At 75.9% G+C, this 21,129-nt stretch carries 22 protein-coding genes, 2 tRNA genes and 1 other RNA gene; 15 read left to right on the top strand and 10 right to left on the bottom strand.

Annotated features, from left to right (window positions below; translation table 11 throughout):
• Window positions 1-32 precede the first annotated feature (32 nt).
• Complete coding sequence (gene wrbA / locus J3P29_RS13265; protein ID WP_210493954.1) at window positions 33-647, bottom strand: NAD(P)H:quinone oxidoreductase; 615 nt, start codon at window positions 645-647, stop codon at window positions 33-35.
• A 104-nt stretch (window positions 648-751) separates the two neighbouring features.
• Here wrbA and J3P29_RS13260 point away from each other — a divergent pair, with 104 nt between their 5' ends.
• The 3 genes from J3P29_RS13260 to tgt all read left to right on the top strand — a co-directional run bounded on the left by J3P29_RS13260 (window position 752) and on the right by tgt (window position 3,337).
• Window positions 752-1,243 (top strand): MarR family transcriptional regulator, encoded by a 492-nt coding sequence (locus J3P29_RS13260; protein ID WP_210493953.1) that lies wholly within the window; start codon window positions 752-754, stop codon window positions 1,241-1,243.
• A 152-nt stretch (window positions 1,244-1,395) separates the two neighbouring features.
• Window positions 1,396-1,947 carry an Hsp20/alpha crystallin family protein gene (locus J3P29_RS13255; protein WP_210493952.1) on the top strand — a complete coding sequence of 184 codons (552 nt, stop codon included), beginning with the start codon at window positions 1,396-1,398 and terminating at the stop codon, window positions 1,945-1,947.
• A 124-nt stretch (window positions 1,948-2,071) separates the two neighbouring features.
• Complete coding sequence (tgt, locus tag J3P29_RS13250) at window positions 2,072-3,337, top strand: tRNA guanosine(34) transglycosylase Tgt (protein WP_210493951.1); 1,266 nt, start codon at window positions 2,072-2,074, stop codon at window positions 3,335-3,337.
• A gap of 91 nt (window positions 3,338-3,428) precedes the next feature.
• Here tgt and J3P29_RS13245 read toward each other — a convergent pair whose 3' ends face one another.
• The 3 genes from J3P29_RS13245 to J3P29_RS13235 are packed head-to-tail and all read right to left on the bottom strand — an operon-like array spanning window position 3,429 to window position 6,179.
• A complete protein-coding gene (locus J3P29_RS13245; RefSeq protein WP_210493949.1) occupies window positions 3,429-4,751 on the bottom strand; it encodes a protein kinase in 1,323 nt (440 codons plus the stop codon).
• Window positions 4,748-5,425, bottom strand: coding sequence for a hypothetical protein (locus J3P29_RS13240; protein ID WP_210493948.1), 678 nt, complete (start codon window positions 5,423-5,425; stop codon window positions 4,748-4,750). The genes J3P29_RS13245 and J3P29_RS13240 overlap by 4 nt, the downstream gene beginning before the upstream one ends.
• 22 nt (window positions 5,426-5,447) lie before the next feature.
• Window positions 5,448-6,179 carry a metallophosphoesterase family protein gene (locus tag J3P29_RS13235; protein WP_210493947.1) on the bottom strand — a complete coding sequence of 244 codons (732 nt, stop codon included), beginning with the start codon at window positions 6,177-6,179 and terminating at the stop codon, window positions 5,448-5,450.
• Between the two features lie 165 nt (window positions 6,180-6,344).
• Between J3P29_RS13235 and J3P29_RS13230 the strand changes: the two genes are divergently transcribed.
• The 3 genes from J3P29_RS13230 to J3P29_RS13220 all read left to right on the top strand — a co-directional run bounded on the left by J3P29_RS13230 (window position 6,345) and on the right by J3P29_RS13220 (window position 9,927).
• Window positions 6,345-6,761, top strand: a complete 417-nt coding sequence (locus J3P29_RS13230; RefSeq protein ID WP_210493946.1) for a 23S rRNA (pseudouridine(1915)-N(3))-methyltransferase RlmH — start codon at window positions 6,345-6,347, stop codon at window positions 6,759-6,761.
• Window positions 6,762-6,928: 167 nt separating this feature from the next.
• Window positions 6,929-8,623 (top strand): arginine--tRNA ligase, encoded by a 1,695-nt coding sequence (argS, locus tag J3P29_RS13225; RefSeq protein ID WP_210493945.1) that lies wholly within the window; start codon window positions 6,929-6,931, stop codon window positions 8,621-8,623.
• Between the two features lie 158 nt (window positions 8,624-8,781).
• Window positions 8,782-9,927: a hypothetical protein gene (locus tag J3P29_RS13220; protein WP_210493944.1), complete on the top strand. Its 1,146-nt coding sequence runs from the start codon at window positions 8,782-8,784 to the stop codon at window positions 9,925-9,927.
• Window positions 9,928-9,933: 6 nt separating this feature from the next.
• Here J3P29_RS13220 and J3P29_RS13215 read toward each other — a convergent pair whose 3' ends face one another.
• From J3P29_RS13215 to J3P29_RS13205, 3 genes are read right to left on the bottom strand one after another with little or no spacing between them, the layout of a single operon-like run.
• Entirely contained in the window at window positions 9,934-10,701 is a 768-nt protein-coding gene (locus tag J3P29_RS13215; protein WP_210493943.1) for a cytochrome c biogenesis protein CcdA, read from the bottom strand.
• The gene (locus tag J3P29_RS13210; RefSeq protein WP_210493942.1) at window positions 10,698-11,186 is read right to left on the bottom strand and encodes a cytochrome c-type biogenesis protein CcmH; all 489 of its coding nucleotides are present in this window, start codon (window positions 11,184-11,186) and stop codon (window positions 10,698-10,700) included. The genes J3P29_RS13215 and J3P29_RS13210 overlap by 4 nt, the downstream gene beginning before the upstream one ends.
• Window positions 11,183-11,764: a TlpA disulfide reductase family protein gene (locus tag J3P29_RS13205; RefSeq protein ID WP_210493940.1), complete on the bottom strand. Its 582-nt coding sequence runs from the start codon at window positions 11,762-11,764 to the stop codon at window positions 11,183-11,185. The genes J3P29_RS13210 and J3P29_RS13205 overlap by 4 nt, the downstream gene beginning before the upstream one ends.
• Before the next feature lie 107 nt (window positions 11,765-11,871).
• Here J3P29_RS13205 and J3P29_RS13200 point away from each other — a divergent pair.
• Window positions 11,872-11,944: transfer RNA gene (locus J3P29_RS13200), tRNA-Gly, on the top strand.
• A gap of 47 nt (window positions 11,945-11,991) precedes the next feature.
• Here the strand turns inward: J3P29_RS13200 and J3P29_RS13195 are convergent.
• Entirely contained in the window at window positions 11,992-12,393 is a 402-nt protein-coding gene (locus J3P29_RS13195) for a hypothetical protein (RefSeq protein ID WP_210493939.1), read from the bottom strand.
• Window positions 12,394-12,498: 105 nt separating this feature from the next.
• Between J3P29_RS13195 and J3P29_RS13190 the strand changes: the two genes are divergently transcribed.
• Genes J3P29_RS13190 through secG form a run of 4 tightly spaced genes read left to right on the top strand, consistent with a single transcriptional unit; the run spans window position 12,499 to window position 15,792 of the window.
• Entirely contained in the window at window positions 12,499-12,933 is a 435-nt protein-coding gene (locus J3P29_RS13190; protein WP_210493938.1) for a cytochrome c maturation protein CcmE, read from the top strand.
• 6 nt (window positions 12,934-12,939) lie between these two features.
• Window positions 12,940-15,213, top strand: a complete 2,274-nt coding sequence (locus J3P29_RS13185; RefSeq protein WP_210493936.1) for a cytochrome c-type biogenesis CcmF C-terminal domain-containing protein — start codon at window positions 12,940-12,942, stop codon at window positions 15,211-15,213.
• Entirely contained in the window at window positions 15,210-15,557 is a 348-nt protein-coding gene (locus tag J3P29_RS13180; protein WP_210493935.1) for a hypothetical protein, read from the top strand. Before J3P29_RS13185 ends, J3P29_RS13180 begins: the two co-directional genes overlap by 4 nt.
• Window positions 15,558-15,567: 10 nt before the next feature.
• Entirely contained in the window at window positions 15,568-15,792 is a 225-nt protein-coding gene (gene secG / locus J3P29_RS13175; protein ID WP_210493934.1) for a preprotein translocase subunit SecG, read from the top strand.
• A 97-nt stretch (window positions 15,793-15,889) separates the two neighbouring features.
• Here the strand turns inward: secG and J3P29_RS13170 are convergent, their stop codons facing one another.
• Entirely contained in the window at window positions 15,890-17,233 is a 1,344-nt protein-coding gene (locus tag J3P29_RS13170) for a metallopeptidase TldD-related protein (RefSeq protein WP_210493932.1), read from the bottom strand.
• A gap of 144 nt (window positions 17,234-17,377) precedes the next feature.
• Here J3P29_RS13170 and J3P29_RS13165 point away from each other — a divergent pair, with 144 nt between their 5' ends.
• The 4 genes from J3P29_RS13165 to rnpB all read left to right on the top strand — a co-directional run bounded on the left by J3P29_RS13165 (window position 17,378) and on the right by rnpB (window position 19,881).
• Complete coding sequence (locus tag J3P29_RS13165; RefSeq protein ID WP_210493931.1) at window positions 17,378-18,418, top strand: hypothetical protein; 1,041 nt, start codon at window positions 17,378-17,380, stop codon at window positions 18,416-18,418.
• An 81-nt stretch (window positions 18,419-18,499) separates the two neighbouring features.
• A tRNA-Leu gene (locus tag J3P29_RS13160) sits at window positions 18,500-18,584 on the top strand.
• Between the two features lie 166 nt (window positions 18,585-18,750).
• Window positions 18,751-19,380 (top strand): transcriptional repressor LexA, encoded by a 630-nt coding sequence (gene lexA / locus J3P29_RS13155; RefSeq protein WP_210493929.1) that lies wholly within the window; start codon window positions 18,751-18,753, stop codon window positions 19,378-19,380.
• A 155-nt stretch (window positions 19,381-19,535) separates the two neighbouring features.
• An RNA gene (gene rnpB, locus J3P29_RS13150) (RNase P RNA component class A) lies at window positions 19,536-19,881 on the top strand.
• A gap of 128 nt (window positions 19,882-20,009) precedes the next feature.
• Here rnpB and J3P29_RS13145 read toward each other — a convergent pair.
• Window positions 20,010-21,107, bottom strand: a complete 1,098-nt coding sequence (locus tag J3P29_RS13145; protein WP_210493928.1) for an EamA family transporter — start codon at window positions 21,105-21,107, stop codon at window positions 20,010-20,012.
• Window positions 21,108-21,129: the final 22 nt, after the last annotated feature.

Here is a 21,129-nt window from a genome sequence, read left to right as displayed (position 1 = left end):
GGGCGCCGGACGGCGCCCCGGCCCGGCGCGGCTCAGCCGCGCAGCGGCTGCAGCAGCTCGGCGATCTTCGCCAGGCGCTCGCCCTGGTACCGGGCCTTCGCCTGCACGTCCTCCGGCAGCGCGGCGTCGGTCGCGCCGCCGCTCGGGTAGCCCGTGCCGTACGGGTTGCCGCCGGCACCGTACGGGTCCTCGCCGGTGTAGCCCGTCGGGACGATCACGGCGCCGAAGTGCGCGAAGACGTTGTTCAGCGTCAGGATCGTGGACTCGTTGCCGCCGTGGGCGTTGCTCGCCGAGACGAACGCCGTGGCCGCCTTGTCGGCCAGCAGCCCCTGCGCCCACTGCGGGCCGAGCGAGTCGATGACCTGCTTGAGCTGCGCCGACGGCGTGCCGTAGCGCGTCGGGGTGCCGAGGGCGTAGCCGTCCGCCCACACGAAGTCGTCCGCGGCGACCTCGGGGACGTCCTTCGTGGCGTCGAGGTGCGCCTGCCACGCGGGGTTGGACGCGACGGCCTCCGGCGGCGCGAGCTCGGGCGCCTTGCGCAGGCGCACCTCGGCGCCGGCGCTCTCGGCGCCGGCCGCGACGGCGGTGGCCAGCCGGTGGACGTTGCCCGTCGACGAGTAGTAGGCGACGAGGATCTTCGTGCTCATGCGGTTCTCCAGGGTGGGGAGCGGGGGGGGTGCGTGGACCACGTACCCGTGCCGACCATAACGGACTAGGCACAGGCGCTTGCCGGTGCAACAATGTGAGCACCATGAGCACCCCCGAGACCGACACGACGACCGGCGCCCGCCTCCTCAGCACGCGCGAGCTGGCGGCGTGGCGGGGCATGCTGCGCTCGTACGTCCTGCTGCAGCGCGAGCTGGAGACCGAGCTGGAGCAGCGGCACGGGCTGCAGAACTCCACGTACGAGGTCCTCATGCTGCTGTCCGACGCCCCGGACGGGCAGATGCGGCTGTCGGACCTGGCCAAGAGCGCGGTGCTCAGCCGCAGCGGCCTGACCCGCCTGATCGACCGCCTCGAGAAGGACGGCCTCGTGGTCCGCAACCGCTGCGAGACCGACGCGCGGGGCTACTTCGCGGTGCTGACGGACGAGGGCCGCCGGCGCGTCGCGGCGGCCCGCGCCGACTACCTCGAGGAGGTGCGCGCCCGCTTCCACGACCTGCTGACCGCGGAGGAGCAGGATCAGCTCGGTGCGATCTGGACGCGCGTGCTCGACCGGATCGAGCCGGGCCTGCGCCCGTAGCCGCCGCCGGCCGCGCGGCCGGCCGCTCCACGTCCCCACGGGCCGTCGCGACGCGACGGCCCGTCGTCGTTCCGGGCCCGAAGGTCGCGATCCGGCCCGAGCGAAGGGACGCACAAGACTTGACACGGAAGGACTCAGGTTTCATCATGGCGGTGTACCCGCAAACCGTCGACCTGGAGGTCACCATGGCGATCATCCGTTGGGAGCCCGCGCGCGAGCTCGGCTCGCTGCAGCAGGAGGTCAACCGCGTCTTCTCCGCGTTCTTCGACCCGGCCGTCGGCCCGACGTCGCGGTGGACGCCGGCCGTCGACCTGATCGAGCGCGAGGGCTCGTTCGTGCTCGTCGCCGATCTGCCGGGCGTGAAGCCCGAGGACGTCGCGATCGAGGTCGAGGGCGACGTGCTCTCCCTCTCCGGCGCCCGCGAGATGCGTCGCGAGGTGCGTGAGGGCGGCGTGGTCCGGGCCGAGCGCGCGAGCGGCGCGTTCCGGCGGCAGCTGCAGCTGCCCGAGGGCGTCGACGCCGAGGCGATCACGGCGCGCTTCGAGCACGGGGTGCTCGAGGTCGAGATCCCGAAGCCCGAGCGCGCGAAGCCGCGCCGCGTCGCGGTCGAGATCGCGGGCGCGCCGAAGACGCTCGACGCCGCCGAGGACGGTGCCGACGGCGACCGCGCCGAGGCGCCGGCGGCGGCCGGCAGCGCCGCGTAGTCCCGCGCCTCCGCGAGCGACGGCCTGCGACGGCGGCCCCGACGGGCCGCCGTCGCCACGTCGGCGCCGCGGGCCCGTCCGGGGGCGCGCGGGACGGTGGTCCGGCCGCCTACGATGGACCGTCATGGACGCCTCCCCGACGCCCGCCCTCGACGCCCCGCCGCGCCCCGCCGCCGAGCGCCCCCGAGAGGTCTTCCGCATCGAGGCCCGCGCCGAGGGCGACGGCCTGCGCGCCCGCGCGGGCGTCATCTCGACCGCGCACGGCGAGATCCGCACGCCGGGCTTCGTGCCGCTGGCCACGAAGGCCACGGTCCGCGGGCTGCTGCCGCACGAGGTCGCCGACCTGGGCTTCGACATCGTCCTGGGCAACACGTTCCACCTGATGCTCTCGCCGGGCCACGAGCTGATCCGCGAGCACGGCGGGCTGCACCGGTTCATGGGCTGGGACGGCCCGATCATCACCGACTCCGGCGGCTTCCAGGTCTTCTCGATGGGCCACGGCACCGTCGCGGACGAGATCAAGGGCCGCACGACGGGCCAGGGGCAGCGCGGCCACGGCCGGATCGACGCGATCGAGGAGCAGGGCGTGCGCTTCCGCTCGCACCTCGACGGGTCGAAGCAGTTCCTCTCGCCCGAGCGCTCCATGGAGGTCCAGGCGGCGCTCGGCACCGACCTGGCCGTCGTCTTCGACGAGTGCACGCCGTTCAACGTCGACCGCGAGTACACGGCGCGCTCGACGGAGCGCACGCACCGCTGGCTCGAGCGCTGCCTGACGTGGCACGAGCAGCACGCCCCCGGCTGGCAGCTCGTCTACGGCATCGTGCAGGGCGGCGTGTACGAGGACCTGCGCGCCGAGGCGGCCCAGCTCGTCGCCGCCTCGCGGGCCGACGCGATCGCCATCGGCGGGTCGCTCGGCGAGCACAAGGACCAGATGAACGAGGTCGTCGGCTGGACGACCTCGCACGTGGGCGGCGCGTTCGAGCGCAAGCCCCGCCACCTGCTGGGGATCGGGGAGATCGACGACCTCGTCCGCGGCGTCGAGCAGGGCATCGACACGTTCGACTGCGCGATGCCCACGCGCCTGGGCCGCCACGGCATGGCGCTCGTGCCGAATCCCGACCGCCGCTGGCGCGTCGACCTGACCCAGGCGCGGTGGAAGCTCAGCCAGGAGCCGCTCTGCGAGGGCTGCGACTGCCCGGCCTGCGCCCAGGGCTTCACCCGCGGCTACCTGCGCTACCTCGTCGCCAACCGCGAGCTGCTCGGCATGCGGCTGCTGACGCTGCACAACCTCGCGTTCGTCCAGAAGGTCATGACGCGGCTGCGCACCGGCATCCTGGAGGGCCGCCTGGCCGAGGAGGCCGCCGCGATCCGCGGCGGCGTCATGCCGTAGGGCGGGGGAGGGCCCGCGGCCGCCGGAACGGCCGCGGAGCGCGCCGCGGCCCTTCGCGGCCCGACGGCGCCGGGCCCGCGGCCCGGCGCCGCTACTTGGTGTTGTCCTGGATCAGCTGCTGCAGATCGTTGCCGACGTCCCGCGCGGTCTTGCCCGCGATGTCGCGCAGCTTCGGCGCGACCTCGTTCTTCGCGAGCGAGTACACGCCGAAGCCGATCGCCGCGAGCAGCACGACGAGCAGCACCAGGTTGCGGAGCATCCGGCCCAGGCAGCCGCCGCCCCGCCGCTTCGGCGCGGCCGGCGGCTCCTGGTTCCAGGCGCCGGGCTGCGCGGCGCGCCGCGGGGCGGCCTGCGGCGGCGGGGCGGTGCGCCGCGGCTCGCGGGCGGTCCGGGCCGGCACCGCCTGGTGCTCGGCCGTGCCCGTGCCCCGTCGGCCGGGGCCGGGCTGGAGCATCGTGCGCTCCGCCGGATCCTCGTCGTCCGGGTCGAAGTCGCGCTGGATGTCGGCGATCTGGCCGCGGGGGACGATCGCCGTCGCGCCCGTGACGGGGTGGACGACCCGCGTGCGCTCGCCCGGATCCTCGGGGCCTACGCCCGCGGCGCCGTCGTCGAGCGCCTGGGCGTACGCCTCGGCGCTCGGGTAGCGCATCTCGGGCTCCAGGCTCAGCGCGCGGTCGACGACCAGGCCGATCTCGGGCGGCACCTCGGCGTTGAGCTGGTCGAGCAGCGGCGGGGCCTCGCGCTGCTGCTTCAGCGCCAGGGCCGCCAGCGAGTCCGCCTCGTACGGCAGCCGCGCCGCGAGCATCTGGTACGTGACGACGCCGAGCGCGTAGATGTCGGCGGCCGGGCCCACGTCGCCGCCCGTCGCCTGCTCCGGCGCCAGGTAGCTCGCGGTGCCCACGACGGAGCCGATCTGCGTGATCGACGACTCCTCGGCCATCGCCTTGGCGATGCCGAAGTCGGCGATCTTCACCGTGCCGTCCTCGGCGAGCAGGATGTTGCCCGGCTTGACGTCGCGGTGGATCACCCCGTTGCGGTGCGCGTAGTCCAGGCCGCGGGCGGCCTGGCCGACGATCGAGATCGTCTCGGGCACCGACAGGTAGCCGCGCTCGTGCAGCAGCTGCGCGCCGGACTGGCCGCGCACGGCCTCCATCACGATGAAGTACCGACCCGTCGCCTCGTCGAAGCCGAAGTCGAAGACCTGGACGATGTTGTTGTGGACCAGGCGGGCGGCCGACAGGGCCTCGCGGCGGAAGCGCGAGACGAACTGGCGGTCGTCGGCCAGGTGCTCGGCGAGGAGCTTGACCGCGACGTGCCGCTCGAGCCGGCGGTCGAACGCCAGCCGGACGGTGGACATGCCGCCGGAGCCCAGGCGCTCCCCGAGCTCGTAGCGGTCGGCGAGGACGTCGCTCACCAGCCACCACCGCCCTTCAGCGCCTCGCGGGCGGCCTCGCGGGCCTCCTTCGCGGCCGCGCGCGCCCGGTCGCGCAGCTCCTTCGTGCGCTCGCGCCAGCCCGCGCCCCGCTCGGACGCGCCCGGGGCGTCGACGCCCGGCGAGATGCCGCCCGAGTCGTCGTCGGACCCGTCGTCGGTCGTCGTGCCACCGCCCTCGCCGCTGCCCGGATCGGGGCCGGACCCGGGATCGGTGCCGCCACCGGGATCGGTCGTGGTCGTGTCGTCCGGGTCGGTCGTCGTGGTGTCGTCCGGCGTCGTCTCGGGCGGCGTCGTCTCCGTCGTCTCCGGCGGCGTCGTCTCCGTCGTCGGCGGGGGAGTGGTCTCCGTGGTCGGCGTGCGCTCCTCGCACTCCGAGTCCGCCTTCTCCCGCAGCGCGCGGAAGCCCTCGCGCAGACGGTCCTTCAGCGCCCCGTCGACGCTCGACGGCAGGTCGCCGACGCGCTGCAGGCCCTCGCGCGCCGCGCTCGCCGCCTCGTCGCAGCGGCCGTCGGCGACGGCCTGCTCGACCGCGGACACGCTCTTCTGCAGGTCCTCCGCCGAGGACCCGTCGAGCAGCCCCTTCCCGCTGCCGCAGCCGGCGAGGGCCGCGGCGGCGCAGGTCAGGACGAGGGGGATCGTGCGGCTCGGGAACATCGCGGACAGGATGGGCGGAAGGCTACCGGCCGACGCTCAGGCGGTCCGCCAGTGCGGTCGGCAGGCCGGCCTCGCGGATGGCCCGGGCGGCCCCGTCGACGTCGTAGCGGACACGGCGCCAGGTGGCCCGGCCCTCGTACGGGTCGAGCTCGAGCCACGCGGCCCGCGGGTCCTCGTCGCGCGGCTGGCCGACGCTGCCGGGGTTCAGCAGCCAGCGGCGTGCGCCGATCGCCGCGGCCGCGCCGTCGCCGCGGCGCTCGAGCGCGACCGGATCGGTGCCGGCGCGCGAGAAGGACAGGGGGACGTGCGTGTGGCCGATGAGCGCCACCTGCTCGTCGAACGCGTCCAGCGACGCCTCGGCCTGCTCCGCCGTCAGCACGTACTCCCAGACGGGGTGCAGCGGGCTGGCGTGCACGAGCAGGCAGCCCTGGGCGGTCGCCTGCGGGCGCAGGGTGCCGAGCCACTCGCGGTGCTCCGCCGACAGCTCCTGCGCCGTCCAGCGCACCGCCGCGGCGGCGTCGGGCGAGAACGCGTCCGACGGCAGGGTGCCGATCGCGACCAGGTCGTGGTTGCCGGCCAGGCAGACGGTCGCGAACCGGCGGACGGTGGCGACGCACCCGTTCGGATCGGCGCCGTAGCCCACGACGTCGCCCAGGCACCACACCTCGTCGCAGCCGCGGTCGTCGGCGTCCGCCAGGACCGCGTCGAGCGCGTGGCGGTTGCCGTGGATGTCGGAGATGACGGCGACGGGCATACTCGGGGCGATGGCGCGCGACCGCAGGCACGAGGGGAAGACGACGCCCCGTGGCGGGCGGTCGGCCGTCCCGGCGCGCCCGGAAGGACGCGTGCCGGCGGCGCGGATCGACGGCGAATCGTACCCGAAGGCCCGTGCCGGCCGCCCGGCCCGGGAGACGGACCGGTGAAGGTCACGGTCGTCGCCGTCGGCCGCACCCGGGCGCCGTACGCGGACGACCTGGCGCACTACGAGAAGCTGCTGCGGCCCTACGTCAAGCTCGAGTCGATCGAGCTGCGCGACGACGCCGACGCGGACGCGGTGGCCCGCCGCGTGCCCGACCGCGCGCACTGCGTCCTGCTCGCGATCGACGCCCCGGCGCGCGACTCCGTCCGTCAGGCCGCGTGGCTCGAGGAGCGGCGCGCCAGCGGCCGCGACCTGTGCTTCGTGCTCGGCGGCGCCGACGGCCTGGACCTGCCGCGCGCCGACGAGCGGGTGTCGTTCGGCCCGATCACCCTGCCGCACCAGCTCGCCCGCGTCATCGTGCTCGAGCAGCTCTACCGCGCCCACCGCATCCTCCGCGGCGAGCCCTACCACCATTAGGGATGGGGTGCGGGCCCCGCCCCGAGCGTCGCGGGACGGGCGGCTTCCCGGCGCGGCCGGGCTCGGCGCACCCGCAGGGGCCTCCGACGTCGGGCCGGCCGTGACCGTCGTCACGGCGCGGAACGCGCGCGCACGGGGCGGGCGCGCGTCCTATGGTTGGGGTCACCGTGACCGACGCGACCATCTCTCCGCTGCAGCGCCTCCGCACCGTCCTCGACGACGCCGTGCTGAACGTCACCGGGGGCGAGCGACCGCGATCGGCGCCGACGCTGGACCGCCCGAAGCAGGCCGCGCACGGCGACTACGCGACGAACGCGGCGATGCTGCTGCCCAAGCTCGTCGGCGCCGCGCCGCCGATGATCGCCGAGCGGCTGTCCGTCGCCCTGCGCGAGCACCTGGGGGACGACCTGCTGGACGTCGACGTCGCGGGGCCGGGCTTCCTCAACCTGCGGCTCTCGGACGCGTGGCTCCTGCGCGCGCTGTCGGACGTCGTCGCGGCCGGCGAGCGCTTCGGCGCGCAGGGCGCGGGGGAGGCCGCCGAGCGCATCCACCTGGAGTACGTCTCGAACAACCCGACGGGCCCGGTCCACATCGGCGGCGCCCGCGGCGCCGCGTTCGGCTCGGCGCTCGCCAACCTGCTGCGGTTCCACGGCCACACCGTGCACCGCGAGTACTACGTGAACGACCACGGCAACCAGGTCGAGCTGTTCGGCCAGTCGCTGCAGGCCCGCGCCCGCGGCGAGGAGCCGCCGGAGGAGGGCTACCAGGGCGGCTACGTCGCCGAGGTCGCCGCGCGGATCCCCGACGCCGCCACCCGTCCGGTCGAGGAGGTCGCCCGCGAGGGCATCGCCCTGATGGTCGCGAGCCAGAAGGCGTCGCTGGAGGCGTTCCGCACCGACTTCGACGAGTGGTTCTCCGAGCGCTCGCTGCACGAGCCGCGCACGACCGAGGACGGCTCCGCGCACGAGAGCAAGGTGCAGGAGGCGTTCGCCGTCCTCGCCGAGCAGGGCCGCACGTACGAGCAGGACGGCGCGCTGTTCCTGCGCACGACGGAGTCCGGCGACGACAAGGACCGCGTGCTCGTCCGCGCCGACGGCCGCCCGACGTACTTCGCGTCCGACGTGGCCTACCACCACGACAAGCGCACCCGCGGCTTCGACCGCGTGATCGACGTGCTCGGCGCCGACCACCACGGCTACGTCGCGCGCGTCGAGGCGGCGTTCGAGGCGCTCGGCGGCGACCGCGACCGCATCGAGCTGCTGATCACGCAGTTCGTGAACCTGTTCGAGCACGGCGAGCGGGCGCGGATGTCCAAGCGCGCCGGCGAGTTCGTCGCCCTCGACGACCTCGTGGACGACATCGGCGTCGACGCGGCCCGCTGGTACCTGCTGGCGCGCTCCCACGACACGACGATCGACCTGGACCTGGCGGACGCCCGCGCGCAGTCGGCGGAGAACCCCGTCTACTACGTGCAGTACGCGCACGCCCGCATCCGCTCGATCCTGGCCCGCGCCGAGGCCGGCGAGACGACGGGCGCGCGGCCGGACGGCAGCACCGCCGCGGCCGGCGAGGACATCGTGCCGGCCGAGCGGGCGCTGCTGCTCGACCTGCTCTCGTGGCCCGACGAGGTCGCCGAGGCCGCCAGCCGCCGCGCCCCGCACCGCCTGGCCACCTACGCCCTGGCGCTCGCCCGCCAGTTCTCGGCGTTCTACCGCGACTGCCCGGTGCTGGCCGAGGACCTGCCGCCGGTCGTGCGCGAGCGGCGCCTGGACCTGTGCCGCGCGACGGCCGGCACGCTCGCCGGCGCGCTCGGCGTCCTGGGCGTGACCGCGCCGGAGCGGATGGCCGAGCGCGAGGACTGAGGACGCGCGGGCCGGCCCGCGTCCGGCGCGCGGGCCGGACGGCGCCCGGCCCGCCGCCCGTCCGTCCGACGGCCCGCCGCGCGCCCGTCCGCCCGGCGGACCCGCCCACCCGTCCTGGGGCGTGGCGCGCGTCCGCGCCGCCTGGCAGCATCGCCGCCATGCGCGTGGCGTGGCGGCGGCCCATCCTGCTCGTGGTGGGCGTCCTGGCGGCGACGGCCGGACTGACCGGGCCCGCGGCGGCGCGCTCCGTCAGCGACCCGGACATCGGCTGGCCCCCGGCCCTGCGGCGCGAGCTGCGGCTGCCGGCGATCGACGCGCGACCCTGTCGCCGGCGGACCACCCGCGCGATGGTGCGCCTGCAGGACCGGGTCTCGGACGCGAACCTCGACACGGCGCTGCGCCGGATCCTGCGCCACGCGCCGGGCGCGAACCTGTGGGGGAACGCCTGGTACACGAGCTGCCACGGCGGACGGCTGCAGGTGGGCGTCGCGAGCGGTGCCGACCGCCGGACCACGCGCCGCGCGGTGCGCGCCACGCGCCGCCTGCTGCGCGGGCGCGGCGTCGCGGACGACGTGCGGCTCGTCGCGGTGCGGTCGACCTCGCGGCAGCTGTCCCAGGCCCAGGCCGAGCTCGGTCGGCTCTTCCGCTTCGAGGGGGAGGAGGGTGGCCCCGCCGGCCTGCTCGTCGAGACGAGCCTCGACACGCGGCGCAACGCCGTGAAGGCCGTCGTCTCGAGCCGGGCGACGAAGGAGGACGGCGACCGCCTGCGCGCGTGGGCCGCGGCGTCGCCGGTCAACGTCGTCCTGCGCTTCACGCCGCCGCGAGACCCGAACGCGCCGATTCCGACGTACGCGGCGAGCACGACGCTGGACCGGTCCACCGTCGATCGGGCCGCGTCGACGGTGACGGTGACCGTCGACGACCCGGACTGCGCGGCCGACGAGACGTTCGACACGGCCGCCCGGTTCGCGGGCGTGCAGGTGACGCGCAGGCCGCACGCCTACGTCCTGACGGTCCGGTTGCGGGTGAACCCCGACTGGTCGTACGCGACGTGCGAGGGGACGGTCGACCCGCGGCTGCAGGTGCGCGTGCCGGTCGTGCTGCCCGGGGTGCTCGGCCGGCGGGGCCTGGTCGACGGCGCGCGCGACGTCGGTCCGGCACCGATCGTCCTGCTGCCGCCCGTCGGCGCGCGGGCGATCCGCTCCCTCGTCCCGCGCTGGAGCTACACCGGCGACGACTGCGACGCCCCGGCCGTCCGCCGCGCCTTCCGCGGCCGGCCGACCAGCTCGTGGTGCGTCTTCTGATCCGCGCTAGCGCTCGAAGAACCGCAGGATGGCGTCCAGGCCGAGCGCCTCGGTCAGCTCGCGCGCGTGGCCGGCCAGGCGCTGCATCTCGTGGTTGGCGACGAGCCAGCCGACGATGAGCAGCAGCACGCCGCCGATCGCGGTGATGACGGTGAAGTGGTCGCGCAGGATGCGGGCCGCGCCCGTGACCTTCTCGAACGCGAGCGCGGACGCGAGGAACGGCACCGCCAGCCCCAGGCCGTAGGCGAGCAGCAGGAACGCGCCGCCGCCCACGCCGGTCTGGGCGGCCGCGGCGGTCAGGATCGCCGCGAGGATCGGGCCGGTGCACGGGGTCCAGGCGACGGCGAACGCCATGCCGGCGATCATCGGGCCGCCGGTGCCAGCCTTCCGCAGCAGCACCTCGGGGCGCAGCGTGCGGTTGAGCAGCGGCACCACCGGCGTCAGCAGGTAGATCGCCCCCATCAGCATGAGCAGCACGCCGGCGACGACGTCGAGCGTGTTGCGCGAGCTCGCCAGGGGCGCGCCCAGGCCGTTGGCGAACAGGCCGAGCACGACGAAGACGAGCACGAAGCTCAGGCAGAACAGCGCCGCCGGCCCGAGGATGGCCCCGGTGCGACGCTCGGCCGCGGGCCGGATCGACTCGCCGCCGGTCAGCACCGACAGGTAGCCGGGGACGAGCGGCAGCACGCAGGGCGAGGCGAACGACAGCAGGCCGGCCGCGAACGCCGCGAAGACCGTCGGGTCCGCGGCGGCGAGGGGCAGGGCCCCGCTCATCCGAAGCGCGCGAGGTCGGCGTCCAGGCGGCGACGGTCCTCGTCGCTCAGCGCGGGCACGTCGTCGTCGGCCGCCTCCGCGGCGGGGGCGGCGGCCGCGCGGCGACGCCAGCGGCGGACGAGGAGCGTCAGCAGCGCCAGGGCCAGCAGCGCGCCGAGCGCGGGCAGCAGCCAGCGGGCCGTCTGCAGGCCCTTCTCGGGCGGGTTGAGCAGCACCTGGTCGCCGTAGACGTCGACCATCCCGGCGATGACCTCGTCCTTCGTCTTCCCCTGGGCGATCAGCCGCTCGATCTCGCCGCGCTCCTTGTTGGCCTGCACCGCGTCGGACTGGTTCAGCGGCGTCTTGCAGGTCACGCACATCAGCTCGGCCTCGACCTCCTGCAGCGTCGTGCGCGGGGTCGCGGCGCCGGCCGCGGCGGGCGCGGCCAGCAGCAGCGCGAGCAGCAGCGCCAGCAGCGCAGGGGTGCGGCGGGGCCGGGCGGTCATCGGGCGAGCACGTGCTTCGGCACGCCGGCGCGCTCGAGCGCGGAGTCCAGGAACTCCTCCGTCACCTGCGTGCGCGCGATCGCGTGGATCCGGCCCTGGCGGTCCAGGATGAACGTCTCGGGCATCGCCCGGGCGCCGTACTCCTGCGCCATCTTCGTGCCGGGATCGCGGAGCGACGTGTACGTCAGGCCGAACTTCTTCTCGAACGCCAGGCTGTCGGCGGGCGCGTCGTTGAACGTGATCCCCAGGACGGTGCCGACGCCGGCCTTCCGCAGCCGCCGGTGGGTCTTCTCCAGCAGCGGGGCCTCGTCGCGGCACGGGTCGCACCACGAGCCCCAGAAGTTCAGGACGACGACCTGGCCGCGGTAGTCCGCCAGCCGGCGGCGCGCCGCGCCGGTCAGCTCGGGCAGCGCGTGGTCGGCGCCGGGCGCGGCGACGGGCGTGCCCGCCTCGACCTGCGCGTCGAGCGTCTGCTCGTGCTTCTCGGACGCGGGCGTGCGCGTGAGGGCGTACCCCAGCACGGCGACGAGGACGACGGCCAGGACGCCCAGCAGCGCGGGCACGGCGGATCGACGCATGCCCCAACGGTAGTCCCTCGCGCGCGCACGGGCGCCGTGGCGCGCGGCCGCGCCCAGGCCGCGGCGCCGACGCCGCGGCCCGACCCGCGCTATCCTGCGCCGGGCGTGCGGCAGTAGCTCAGTTGGTAGAGCATCAGCTTCCCAAGCTGAGGGTCGCGAGTTCGAGCCTCGTCTGCCGCTCCTCATCGATGCCCCGGCCCGCGGCCGGGGCGTCGTGCGTTCCGCGCCTACCCGTAGTGCGCGAAGAAGAAGAACCAGACCGCGAAGGCGACGAGCGCGGCGGTGACGGAGAGCACCATCACGACGTCCAGCGCCGAGGTCTGGCGGCCGGTCGTCCGGCCGTCGCGCAGGGACTGGTTCCACGGCATCCGCACGCTGACCTCGTCCGAGCCGCCCTGGGTGCGCGCGTAGAGCGCGTTGAGCACCGCGAGCACCTTGACCATCACCGCGCCGGTGATCGCGATCGCGACGATGATGAACAGCGCCTGGCCCATCGTCAGGCCCTGCGAGTCGGCGCGCGCCGCGGTCACCCGGATCCACAGGTACGGGTTGCCGAGCCACATGAACAGGCCGCCGAGCAGCATGAGCAGCAGGACCCCGAGCCCCGCGAGTCGCCGGATCAGCGTCATCGCGGCCGATCCTACCCGCGGTCGCGCATGCCGATCCGCGGGCGACGCGCGGCGCGGGGGCGGGGTGGCTCGGTCGACGGGCCGTTCTCGCAATACTGGAGGGCGATGACGCGGAAGCTGCGGCTCACCTTCGCGATCGTTGCCGCGATCGCGCTCGCCGGCGCCCTGCTCTACACGAGCTTCGCGGGGTCGGCCGAGGCGCGGCAGCCCAGCCAGCTCGCGGGCGCCCAGGCCGGCACGAAGTACCGCCTGACCGGCGTGGTCGTGAAGGGCTCGTTCGCGCGCAAGGGCGAGACGATCACCTTCCGCGTGAAGGACCGCACCGGCAGCGCGTCCGTGCCGGTCACCTACACGGGCCAGGTGCCCGATCCGTTCCGCGAGGGCCGCGAGGTCATCGTCACGGTCCAGAAGACGGGCGCCGTCTTCACGGGCCAGCCGGACTCGCTGATCACGAAGTGCCCGTCGAAGTTCGACGACGGCAAGGGCGGTCAGAAGATGGAGTGGCGGGACGCGGACGACAACGTCGTCAGCGGGCAGTAGGTCCCCGTGGAGCTGCTCGGCCGCGGCCTGATCGTCCTGGCGCTGCTCGTCGGCGCCTACGGAGCGGTCGCCAGCGTCGTCGGCGCGCGCCGACGGCAGGTCGCCGCCCGCGCGGCCGACCGCGACCCGGGCGCCGTCCTGGACGGCGACGCCTGGGTCGTCTCCGGCCGCCGCGCCGTCTACCTGGTCGCCGCGCTCACGACCGCCGCGTTCGTCCTCGTCGAGATCGCCTTCGTCCGGACCGACCTGCGCTTCGACGTCGTCGCGAGCCACTCCTCGTCGACGACGCCGCTCTTCTACCGGATCGCCGCGCCGTGGTCCTCGCAGGAGGGCTCGCTGCTGCTGTGGGTCTGGCTGCTCTCCCTCTGGAGCTCGCTCGTCCTGTGGCGCTCCGGCCGCCGGATGGGCGACGTCGTCCCGTGGGCGCAGGCCGTCCTGCTGGCGCTCGGCGCGTTCTTCCTGCTGCTGCTCACGTTCTGGACGTCGCCGTTCGCGGTCAGCTCGCCCGTGCCGGTCGAGGGGGAGGGGCTCAACCCGCTCCTGCAGTACCCGAGCATGATGATCCACCCGCCGATGCTCTACGCGGGGTACACGCTGTTCGCGGTGCCGTTCGCGTTCGCGGTGGCCGCGCTGATCGCCGGGCACGTCGGCTCGGACTGGATCCGGCAGACGCGCCGCTACACGCTCGCGGCGTGGCTGCTGCTCGGCATCGGCATCGTCCTCGGCTCGCGCTGGAGCTACGCCGAGCTCGGCTGGGGCGGCTACTGGGGCTGGGACGCCGTCGAGAACGCGTCGCTCATGCCGTGGATCCTCGGCACCGCGTTCCTGCACTCCGTGATGATCCAGGAGAAGCGCGGCATGCTGCGCACCTGGAACGTGTCGCTGATCCTCGCGACCGGCATCCTGTGCGTGCTCGGCACGTTCATCGTCCGCTCGGGGATCCTCTCGTCGATCCACGCCTTCGGCTCCTCGACCGTCGGCGCGCAGTTCCTGCTGCTGCTGGCCGTCATGGTCGCCGGCGCCATCGGCCTGGTGACGTGGCGGCGCGGGATGCTGCGCTCGGAGCACCGCATCGACTCGCTGCTCTCGCGCGAGGCGCTGTTCCTGGCCGGCAACGTCGTGCTCGTCGGCCTGGTCCTCGTGATCCTGTGGGGCACGTTCTTCCCGCTGCTCGGCGAGCTGCTCACGGGCGAGCAGCGGCCGCTCGAGACCGTCTGGTGGGGCCGCTTCGTCGGGCCGCTCGCGCTGCTGCTCACCCTGCTGATGGGCGTCGGGCCGCTCGCCGCCTGGCGGCGCACGACCGCGGCCCACGCCTGGCGTCAGGTCCGCGCGCCGCTGGCCGTCGCGGTCGTGGCGACCGTCGCGGCGCTCCTGCTCGGCGCGGGCGGACGCCTGGACGTCGTGCTCGCCGTGCTGCTGGGCGGCTTCGTCCTGGGCGCGGTCGGCCAGGAGCTCGTCCGCGGCGTGCGCGCACGCCGCACGGCCCACGGCGAGTCCGTCGCGCTGGCCCTGCCGCGCCTCGTCGGCCGCAACCGCCGGCGCTACGGCGGCTACCTCGTGCACGGCGGCTTCGCCCTGCTCGTCGTGGCGGTCGCCGCCAGCTCGGCGTTCAAGGACACGCACCGCGTGCACGCGACCGTCGGCGAGCGGATCCGCGCCGGCGGCTACGAGCTGCGCTACGAGGGCGCGATCGGCGACTACAAGGTCGACGGCAAGCAGCGCCTGCAGAAGATCGTCCTGGGCGCGACGGTCGGCGTGTACCGCGACGGCAAGCGGATCGAGACGATCCACCCGACGCGCGAGTACTTCCCGTCGCTCGACCCGCAGTACGGCCCGGTCAGCCGCTTCTTCATGGGCGAGGCCGCGACCGAGGTGGCCCTCGACGCCGGCGTGACGCGCGACCTGTGGGTGGCGATGCAGCCCGACGGCGACGCCCTCGCCGGCGCGCTCGAGGCGCTCGACAAGCAGCTCGAGGGCACGACCGCGCCGTACGCCCGCGGCCCGGTGCTGGCGGTGCGCCTGGCGCAGCTCTACGCCCAGCGCCCGTCGCCCGTCACCTTCCAGGTCATCGTCTCGCCGCTCGTCACGTGGATCTGGATCGGCGCGCTCATCATGGGGCTCGGCTCGCTCCTGGCGCTCTGGCCGGGGGGCGACCTGCAGGCCCGGCGCGTCCGGGCCAAGCAGGCCGCCCGCGTGGCCCGCGACGTCCGCCGGCCCCAGCCCGGCGTCGGCGAGCCGCAGGTCACCGCCGCGAGCGCGCACGAGGGGACGTCCGCATGAGCGTCGCCGCGCCGCTCCTGATCCTGCTCGTCTTCGGCGTCTGCCTCGTCCTGCTCTCGCAGCCGCTGTGGCCCGGCCACGTCGAGCGCCGCGCCGAGGTCGAGGACCTGCGCCGCGTCGACCTCGAGGCCGCGCGCGTGGCGAAGTACCGCGAGATCCGCGACGCCGAGCTGGACCGCGACACCGGCAAGCTGTCGCCCGCGGACTGGCGGGCCGCCGACCGGCGCCTGCGGGCCGAGGCGGTGGCGATCCTCGACGAGCTCGAGGCGCTCGGCGGCCCCGCGACGGCCCCGGATGCGGCCCCCGCGCCGGCCGCGGCGCCCGACGCCCGCCCGGCCCGCTAGGCTTCGCCGCATGGAGGTCGTCCTCTCGGTCCTGCAGATCTTCGTGGCGATCCTGCTCATCGCCCTGATCCTCATGCACTCGGGCAAGGACGCCGGCCTCTCGGGCGCCTTCGGCGTCGGCTCGGGCACCGGCCCGCTCGGCGGCGGCTCCAACACGGAGCGCAACCTGAACCGCTGGACGATCTTCTTCTGCATCGTGTTCGTCGTGAACACGATCGTCCTCATCAAGATCTAGCCCCGGGCCGGTCGCACCGGCCCGCCGCACGCCCCTCACGGCCGCGCCCCGCGCGGCCGTTCGCGTTCTCGGGGCCCCGTCGCCGGGGCCGCCGGGGTCAGTCCGTCACGGTGATGCCGCTGCGCGTCCGCAGGCCGGGGGCCAGGACGCCGTGGCCCACGCGGCGGCCGCCGAGCGTCGGCGCGCCGACCAGGGTCTGCGCGGCCGTGAGGGCGTCGACGCCGTCCAGGACGTCGAGCGGCGACACGAGCAGCGGGACGGAGCCGGCGGCGCCGACGACGCGGCCGTCCTCGATCCGCGACGCGCCGTCCGGCGCCAGGCCGTAGGCCAGGCCGAGCTCGGCGTTGATCGGCCGCAGCGCCTCGATCGACGGCACGAGCAGCCCGACGTCCACGCCGGCGATCAGCGCCTCGACGCTCGCGGCGTCGCCCGGGGCGAGCACCAGGTTCGTCGGCCGGGGCCCCTCGGCGCCGCCGCCCGGGGCGGTGGCGTGCCCGGTGGTCGCCTGCGAGCGACCGTCGTGGACCAGGCTGCGCAGCGTGCCGCCCTCGATCAGCTCGAGCGGGCGCTTCGCGGCCCCCGACGCGTCGAAGGCGTGGGGCAGGGTGCCCGCGTGCGTCGGGTCGTCGACGAGCGTGACGGCGTCGGCCGCGACGCGCGTGCCGATCCGCCCCGCGGCGCGGGTGCGGCCGTCGGCGGCGGCCAGGCCGTCGAGGACGAGCGCCGCGGCGGCGTCGAGCACCGTCGCCACCGCCTGGGGGGTCAGGACGATGGTCTGCTCGCCCGGGGTGGGGTCGTGCCAGTCGCCCCCGGGGATGCGCGCCAGCGCGCGGCGCACCAGGGCCGCGGCGTCGAGCGCGGCGGCCGACCGGGCGCTCTCCGCGACGACGGCGGAGCGCACGCCGCCCGCGCCGGCGCGCAGCCACAGGTGCGCGTCCGTGGTGCGCTCCTGCCGGCGCAGGCCCGTCGACGCGGCGAGGGCGCGCTCCACGAGGCCGGCGTGCCAGCGGCCGGCGACGGGGGTGCGGGCGTCGGCGGCGTCGCGGGCGCGCAGCAGGGCGTCGATCCCGACGCCCGGGTCGGCGTCGGCGGTCGCTGCGTCGGCCGCGTCGAGGGCGGGCGCGCCGTCGGCCTCGGGCGGCGGCGTCGCGTCGCCCGGCCCGTCCGCGTCGCGGGCCGTGCGCTCCGCGGTCCGGACGGCCCGCGCCGCCGCGGCGGCCAGGCCGTCCGCGTCCGTGGCGGTCGTCGTGGCGGTCCCGACGTGCCCGTCCCGCCACGCGGTCAGGGTGACGGCGACCGTCTCCGCCGCGGCGCTGCGCAGCTGGCCGCCGCGCGGCAGGGCGACGGTCGCGGACACGTCCCGGACGGCGGACGCCCAGCCGTCGCCGTCCAGGGCGGCCAGGGCGCGGTCGGCGAGCTCGGCGGGCGTGGGAGTGCTCATGGCGGGTCCTCGGCGGCGGATGCGGCGGGCGCCGTCCGTCCCCGAAACCTACCGGCCGGCGCGGGCCGCACGCCGGTCCGGGCGGCGCGGCGTCCGCCCGGATCGGCGCGTACGCTAGGCGGGATGGCGTCGGGCCGGCCCCTCATGACCCGTCGCACGGCGGCGGCGTGGATCGCCGCCGCGGGAGCGGCCGCGGGGGCCGTCGTCCTGTCCGCCACGGAGCCCGCGCCCCCCGGGCCGTCCCCGCCGATGCCGCCCGCCGCGGGCGCCCTGCCGCTCGCGCCCGGCGCCGTGCCGCTGCCGCCGGCCGGCCAGCGTCCCCGGCACCCGGCGACCGCGCTGACGGCGGCGCCCGACGGGCGGGCGCTCCTGTGGACCGAGCGCGGCACGGGCGTGATCCGCCGCGCCCCCGTGACCGGCCGCCGGCTGGGCGCCTCGACCGTGCTGGCCGACCTGGACGTGCGTCCGGGCGCCGCGCTCGGCGTCCGCGGCATCGCCGTCGGCGACGACGGCCGCGTCTTCGCCTCGTACGTGCGTCGGCGGGACCGGCGACTCGTCGTCGCCGAGGTCTCGCTGCCCGCCCCGCGACTCGTCTGGCGCGGGCCGAAGGTGGGCCTGCGGCGGGTCGGCGGGGGGCTGCTCGCGTCGCGGGGCGGCCGGCTCGTGATGGCGCTCGGCGACGGCGGCCGCGTGCTGCCGCCCGGGCCGTCCGCGCGCGTGAAGGGCCGCGTGGTGACGGTCTCGACGCGCCGCGCGGCCAGCCAGACCCCGCGTCGGCGATCCCGCGGCTGGCACGACCCGACGGCCGTGGCCCGCGGACGCGGCGGCGCCGTCTGGATCGCCGACCGGGCCGGCGGGGCCGACGCGGAGCGGCTGGGTCGCGCCGAGCAGCCGCGGCTCGGCGCGGTGCGCAGCCCGGTCCGCCGCGCGCCGCTCGGCCTGGCCGCGGCCGACGGCGGGCGGCTGCTCCTCGTCTGCGGGCTCCTCTCCGGACGCCTGGACCGCACGCCGGTGCGCGCCGGCGGCACCGGCTCGGCGGCCGCCGAGCCGGCCGTGCTGCCGACGCGCTGCCGCTACGGCGTGGCGGTCGTGGGCGGGCGCGTGTTCGTCTCCGGCGACGACGGCCGGGTGCGCTTCGCGGCGACGACCGACGCGCTCCGCCAGGCCGCGCCGCTGCGCCGCTGAGGGCGCGAAGACCCGCGCCGCCGGGGCCGCGGGGGAGAACGCAGCTTTCCGACGATCCGTCTAAACTCCTGCGTCCGCAGAGCGCCAGTGGCGGAATTGGTAGACGCGCAAGGTTGAGGGCCTTGTGGGGGATAACCCCGTGGAGGTTCGAGTCCTCTCTGGCGCATGGAAGAGCGAGGGCCCCGGGAGACCGGGGCCTTCGTCGTTCCCGGCGCGGCGCGGCCGGGACGGGGCCGGGCTGGACCGTCGTCCGAGCCGCGGGCGACGTGGTTGCACGTCCGCCGCCCGTCCCGATAGGGTCCGGCGAACGCACGTTCGATCACCCGGGCCCCATGGACCTGACCAAGCGCCAGCAAGAGATCTTCGACTTCATCGGTCGCTACACCAGCAGCAACGGGTATCCCCCGACGGTGCGCGACATCGGCAAGGCGGTCGGGCTCGCCAGCTCGTCCACGGTCCACGCCCACCTGGCCAACCTGGAGAAGCTCGGCGTGCTGCGCCGCGATCCCTCCAAGCCGCGGGCGATCGAGCTGATCGGCCGCGGCATGGAGCAGGCGGTCGACGACCTGCGCGACGCCGTCGGGCAGACGCGGCGCCTGCCGCTGCTCGGCCAGGTCGCGGCCGGCCCGCCGATCCTGGCCGAGGAGCACGTCGAGGAGCACGTCCCCGTCCCCGAGATCGCGGGCGGCGAGGACGGCGAGTACCTGCTGCGCATCCGCGGCGAGTCGATGATCGGCGCGGGCATCCTCGCCGGCGACCTCGTCGTCGTCCGGCGTCAGGACACGGCGCGCGACGGCGAGATCGTGGTCGCCCTGGTGGGCGAGGACGCCACGGTCAAGCGCTTCTTCCGCGAGAGCGACCACATCCGGCTGCAGCCGGAGAACCCCGACATGGAGCCGATCCGCTCGCGGGAGGCGCGCGTGCTCGGCAAGGTCGTGGGGGTCCTGCGGAAGGTGGCCTGAGCGCCGCCGTCCGCCCGGGCCGCGCCGATCGCGGGCCGGGCGGACGACCGACGCGCGGCCGCGGCCGCCGCGCCGGCGCTCCCCGCTGACCGGTCGGGGCGCGTCGGCGCCGGCGGGCCGGGCCGCGGGCGGCCCGCTCCGCCCAGTACCTTCTGGGGGCAGGCCACGCAGCCGCGGGCGGGCTCGACCCGCTCGAGGAAAGTCCGGACACCGCAGGGCAGGGTGGTCGGGAGGCCGACCCGGGGAAACCCGCGGGAAAGTGCCACAGAAAAGACACCGCCGATGGCGGCGGACGGGGAGCGATCCCCGCCCGGCGCACAGGCAAGGTTGAAATGGTGCGGTAAGAGCGCACCGGCGTCGCGGCGACGCGGCGGCCAGGTAAACCCCACCCGGTGCAAGACCGAGCAGGACCGCTTGCAGGCGGCCCGTCGAGGTCCAGGTAGGTCGCACAGATGGATGGCTGCGCAACGACAGAATCCGGCTTACCGGCCTGCTACGGACGACCCCCGCTCGCGCGGGGGTCGTCTACGTCTGGGCGCGTCCGCGCCGGGCGGCCGCCGGGGCGACGCCCTGCCGCCCGGCCGGGCGGGCAGGAGCGGCCACCGGCGGCGCCGGCCGGACCGCCGCGGCTAGCGGTGGCGGTGCTCGCCGACCGCCGGGATGGTCCCGGTGTCGGACGCGCCGGGCCGGGCGAACGTGCCCGTGTCCGTCAGGGCGGGGCGGGCGAAGGCGCCCGTGTCGTGCATCGCGACCGCCGGCATGGGGCCGGTGTCGGCGACGCCGACGGCCGGCATCCCGCCCGTGCGCTGCGCCGCGGGCGCCGCCAGCTCGACGTCCTCCTCGCCGGCGTGCCCGGCGCCGTGGCGCTCGGCGCGCAGCGTCAGCGCGACGGCGACCAGGGTGATCGCCATGCCGATCGCGGCGGTGCCGCCCAGCGTCTCGTTCGCGACGAGGACGCCCAGGGCCACCGCGACGACGGGGTTGACGTACGCCTGGGTGGTGACGAGGGACAGCGAGGCGTTGCGGATGAGCCAGCCGTAGGCGACGTAGACCGCGACCGAGGCGACGACGAGGCTGCCGAGCGCCACGAGCGAGCGGGTCGAGAAGGCGCCCGGGTGCACCTGCTCGCCGACGAGCAGCCCGACGGTGAGGAGCACCAGGCCACCGGCCAGCATCTGGATCGAGACGTTGACCAGCAGGCTCGGGGCCGTCTGCAGGCGCGAGCCCAGGTACGTGCCCGACGCCCAGGTGATCGAGCCGGCGACGCCGACCAGCGCCGTCCACATCGGGATGCCCTCCGGCCGGCTGCCGGGCAGCAGCAGCAGGATCACGCCGACGGCGCCCACGCCGACGCCGAAGGCCGTGGCGGAGGAGATCCGCTCGCGGCCCGCGACGACGCGCAGCGCGAGGACGAGCGCGGCCTCGGACGACGCGATGAGCGCCGCCAGCGACGACGGCAGACCGCCGTGCTCGGCGATCGCGAACAGCCCGACGCCGCCGGCGACCAGCAGCAGGCCGAGGGCGGCGCTGCCGCGCCACTGCTCCGCCGTCAGGCGGTAGGCGCGCGGGCCGGCGGTCTTCATCACCAGCAGGACGAGGAGCGCGCCGCCGAGCAGGAAGCGCACGCCCGACCCGACCATCGGCGGGATCGTCTCGACCATGACCCGGATGCCGAGGAACGTCGAGCCCCAGACGATCCACACGGTGGCGACGGCGGCGACGAGCACGAGGCGCGCGGATGGAAGACGG

The sequence above is a fragment of the Patulibacter sp. SYSU D01012 genome (assembly GCF_017916475.1).
Lineage (GTDB): Bacteria > Actinomycetota > Thermoleophilia > Solirubrobacterales > Solirubrobacteraceae > Patulibacter.
The sequence above is the reverse complement of the archived record's forward strand: the minus strand, read 5'-3'. Positions and strand labels throughout refer to the sequence as shown.

Coding starts and splice junctions, on each gene's coding strand:
- J3P29_RS13170 (WP_210493932.1), bottom strand. CDS start 17,233: ATGAGCACTCCCACGCCCGCCGAGCTCGCCGACCGCGCCCTGGCCGCC.
- J3P29_RS13190 (WP_210493938.1), top strand. CDS start 12,499: ATGACGCGGAAGCTGCGGCTCACCTTCGCGATCGTTGCCGCGATCGCG.
- tgt (WP_210493951.1), top strand. CDS start 2,072: ATGGACGCCTCCCCGACGCCCGCCCTCGACGCCCCGCCGCGCCCCGCC.
- J3P29_RS13215 (WP_210493943.1), bottom strand. CDS start 10,701: ATGAGCGGGGCCCTGCCCCTCGCCGCCGCGGACCCGACGGTCTTCGCG.
- J3P29_RS13180 (WP_210493935.1), top strand. CDS start 15,210: ATGAGCGTCGCCGCGCCGCTCCTGATCCTGCTCGTCTTCGGCGTCTGC.
- J3P29_RS13220 (WP_210493944.1), top strand. CDS start 8,782: ATGCGCGTGGCGTGGCGGCGGCCCATCCTGCTCGTGGTGGGCGTCCTG.
- J3P29_RS13205 (WP_210493940.1), bottom strand. CDS start 11,764: ATGCGTCGATCCGCCGTGCCCGCGCTGCTGGGCGTCCTGGCCGTCGTC.
- wrbA (WP_210493954.1), bottom strand. CDS start 647: ATGAGCACGAAGATCCTCGTCGCCTACTACTCGTCGACGGGCAACGTC.
- J3P29_RS13195 (WP_210493939.1), bottom strand. CDS start 12,393: ATGACGCTGATCCGGCGACTCGCGGGGCTCGGGGTCCTGCTGCTCATG.
- lexA (WP_210493929.1), top strand. CDS start 18,751: ATGGACCTGACCAAGCGCCAGCAAGAGATCTTCGACTTCATCGGTCGC.
- J3P29_RS13235 (WP_210493947.1), bottom strand. CDS start 6,179: ATGCCCGTCGCCGTCATCTCCGACATCCACGGCAACCGCCACGCGCTC.
- J3P29_RS13260 (WP_210493953.1), top strand. CDS start 752: ATGAGCACCCCCGAGACCGACACGACGACCGGCGCCCGCCTCCTCAGC.
- secG (WP_210493934.1), top strand. CDS start 15,568: ATGGAGGTCGTCCTCTCGGTCCTGCAGATCTTCGTGGCGATCCTGCTC.
- J3P29_RS13210 (WP_210493942.1), bottom strand. CDS start 11,186: ATGACCGCCCGGCCCCGCCGCACCCCTGCGCTGCTGGCGCTGCTGCTC.
- J3P29_RS13165 (WP_210493931.1), top strand. CDS start 17,378: ATGACCCGTCGCACGGCGGCGGCGTGGATCGCCGCCGCGGGAGCGGCC.
- J3P29_RS13240 (WP_210493948.1), bottom strand. CDS start 5,425: ATGTTCCCGAGCCGCACGATCCCCCTCGTCCTGACCTGCGCCGCCGCG.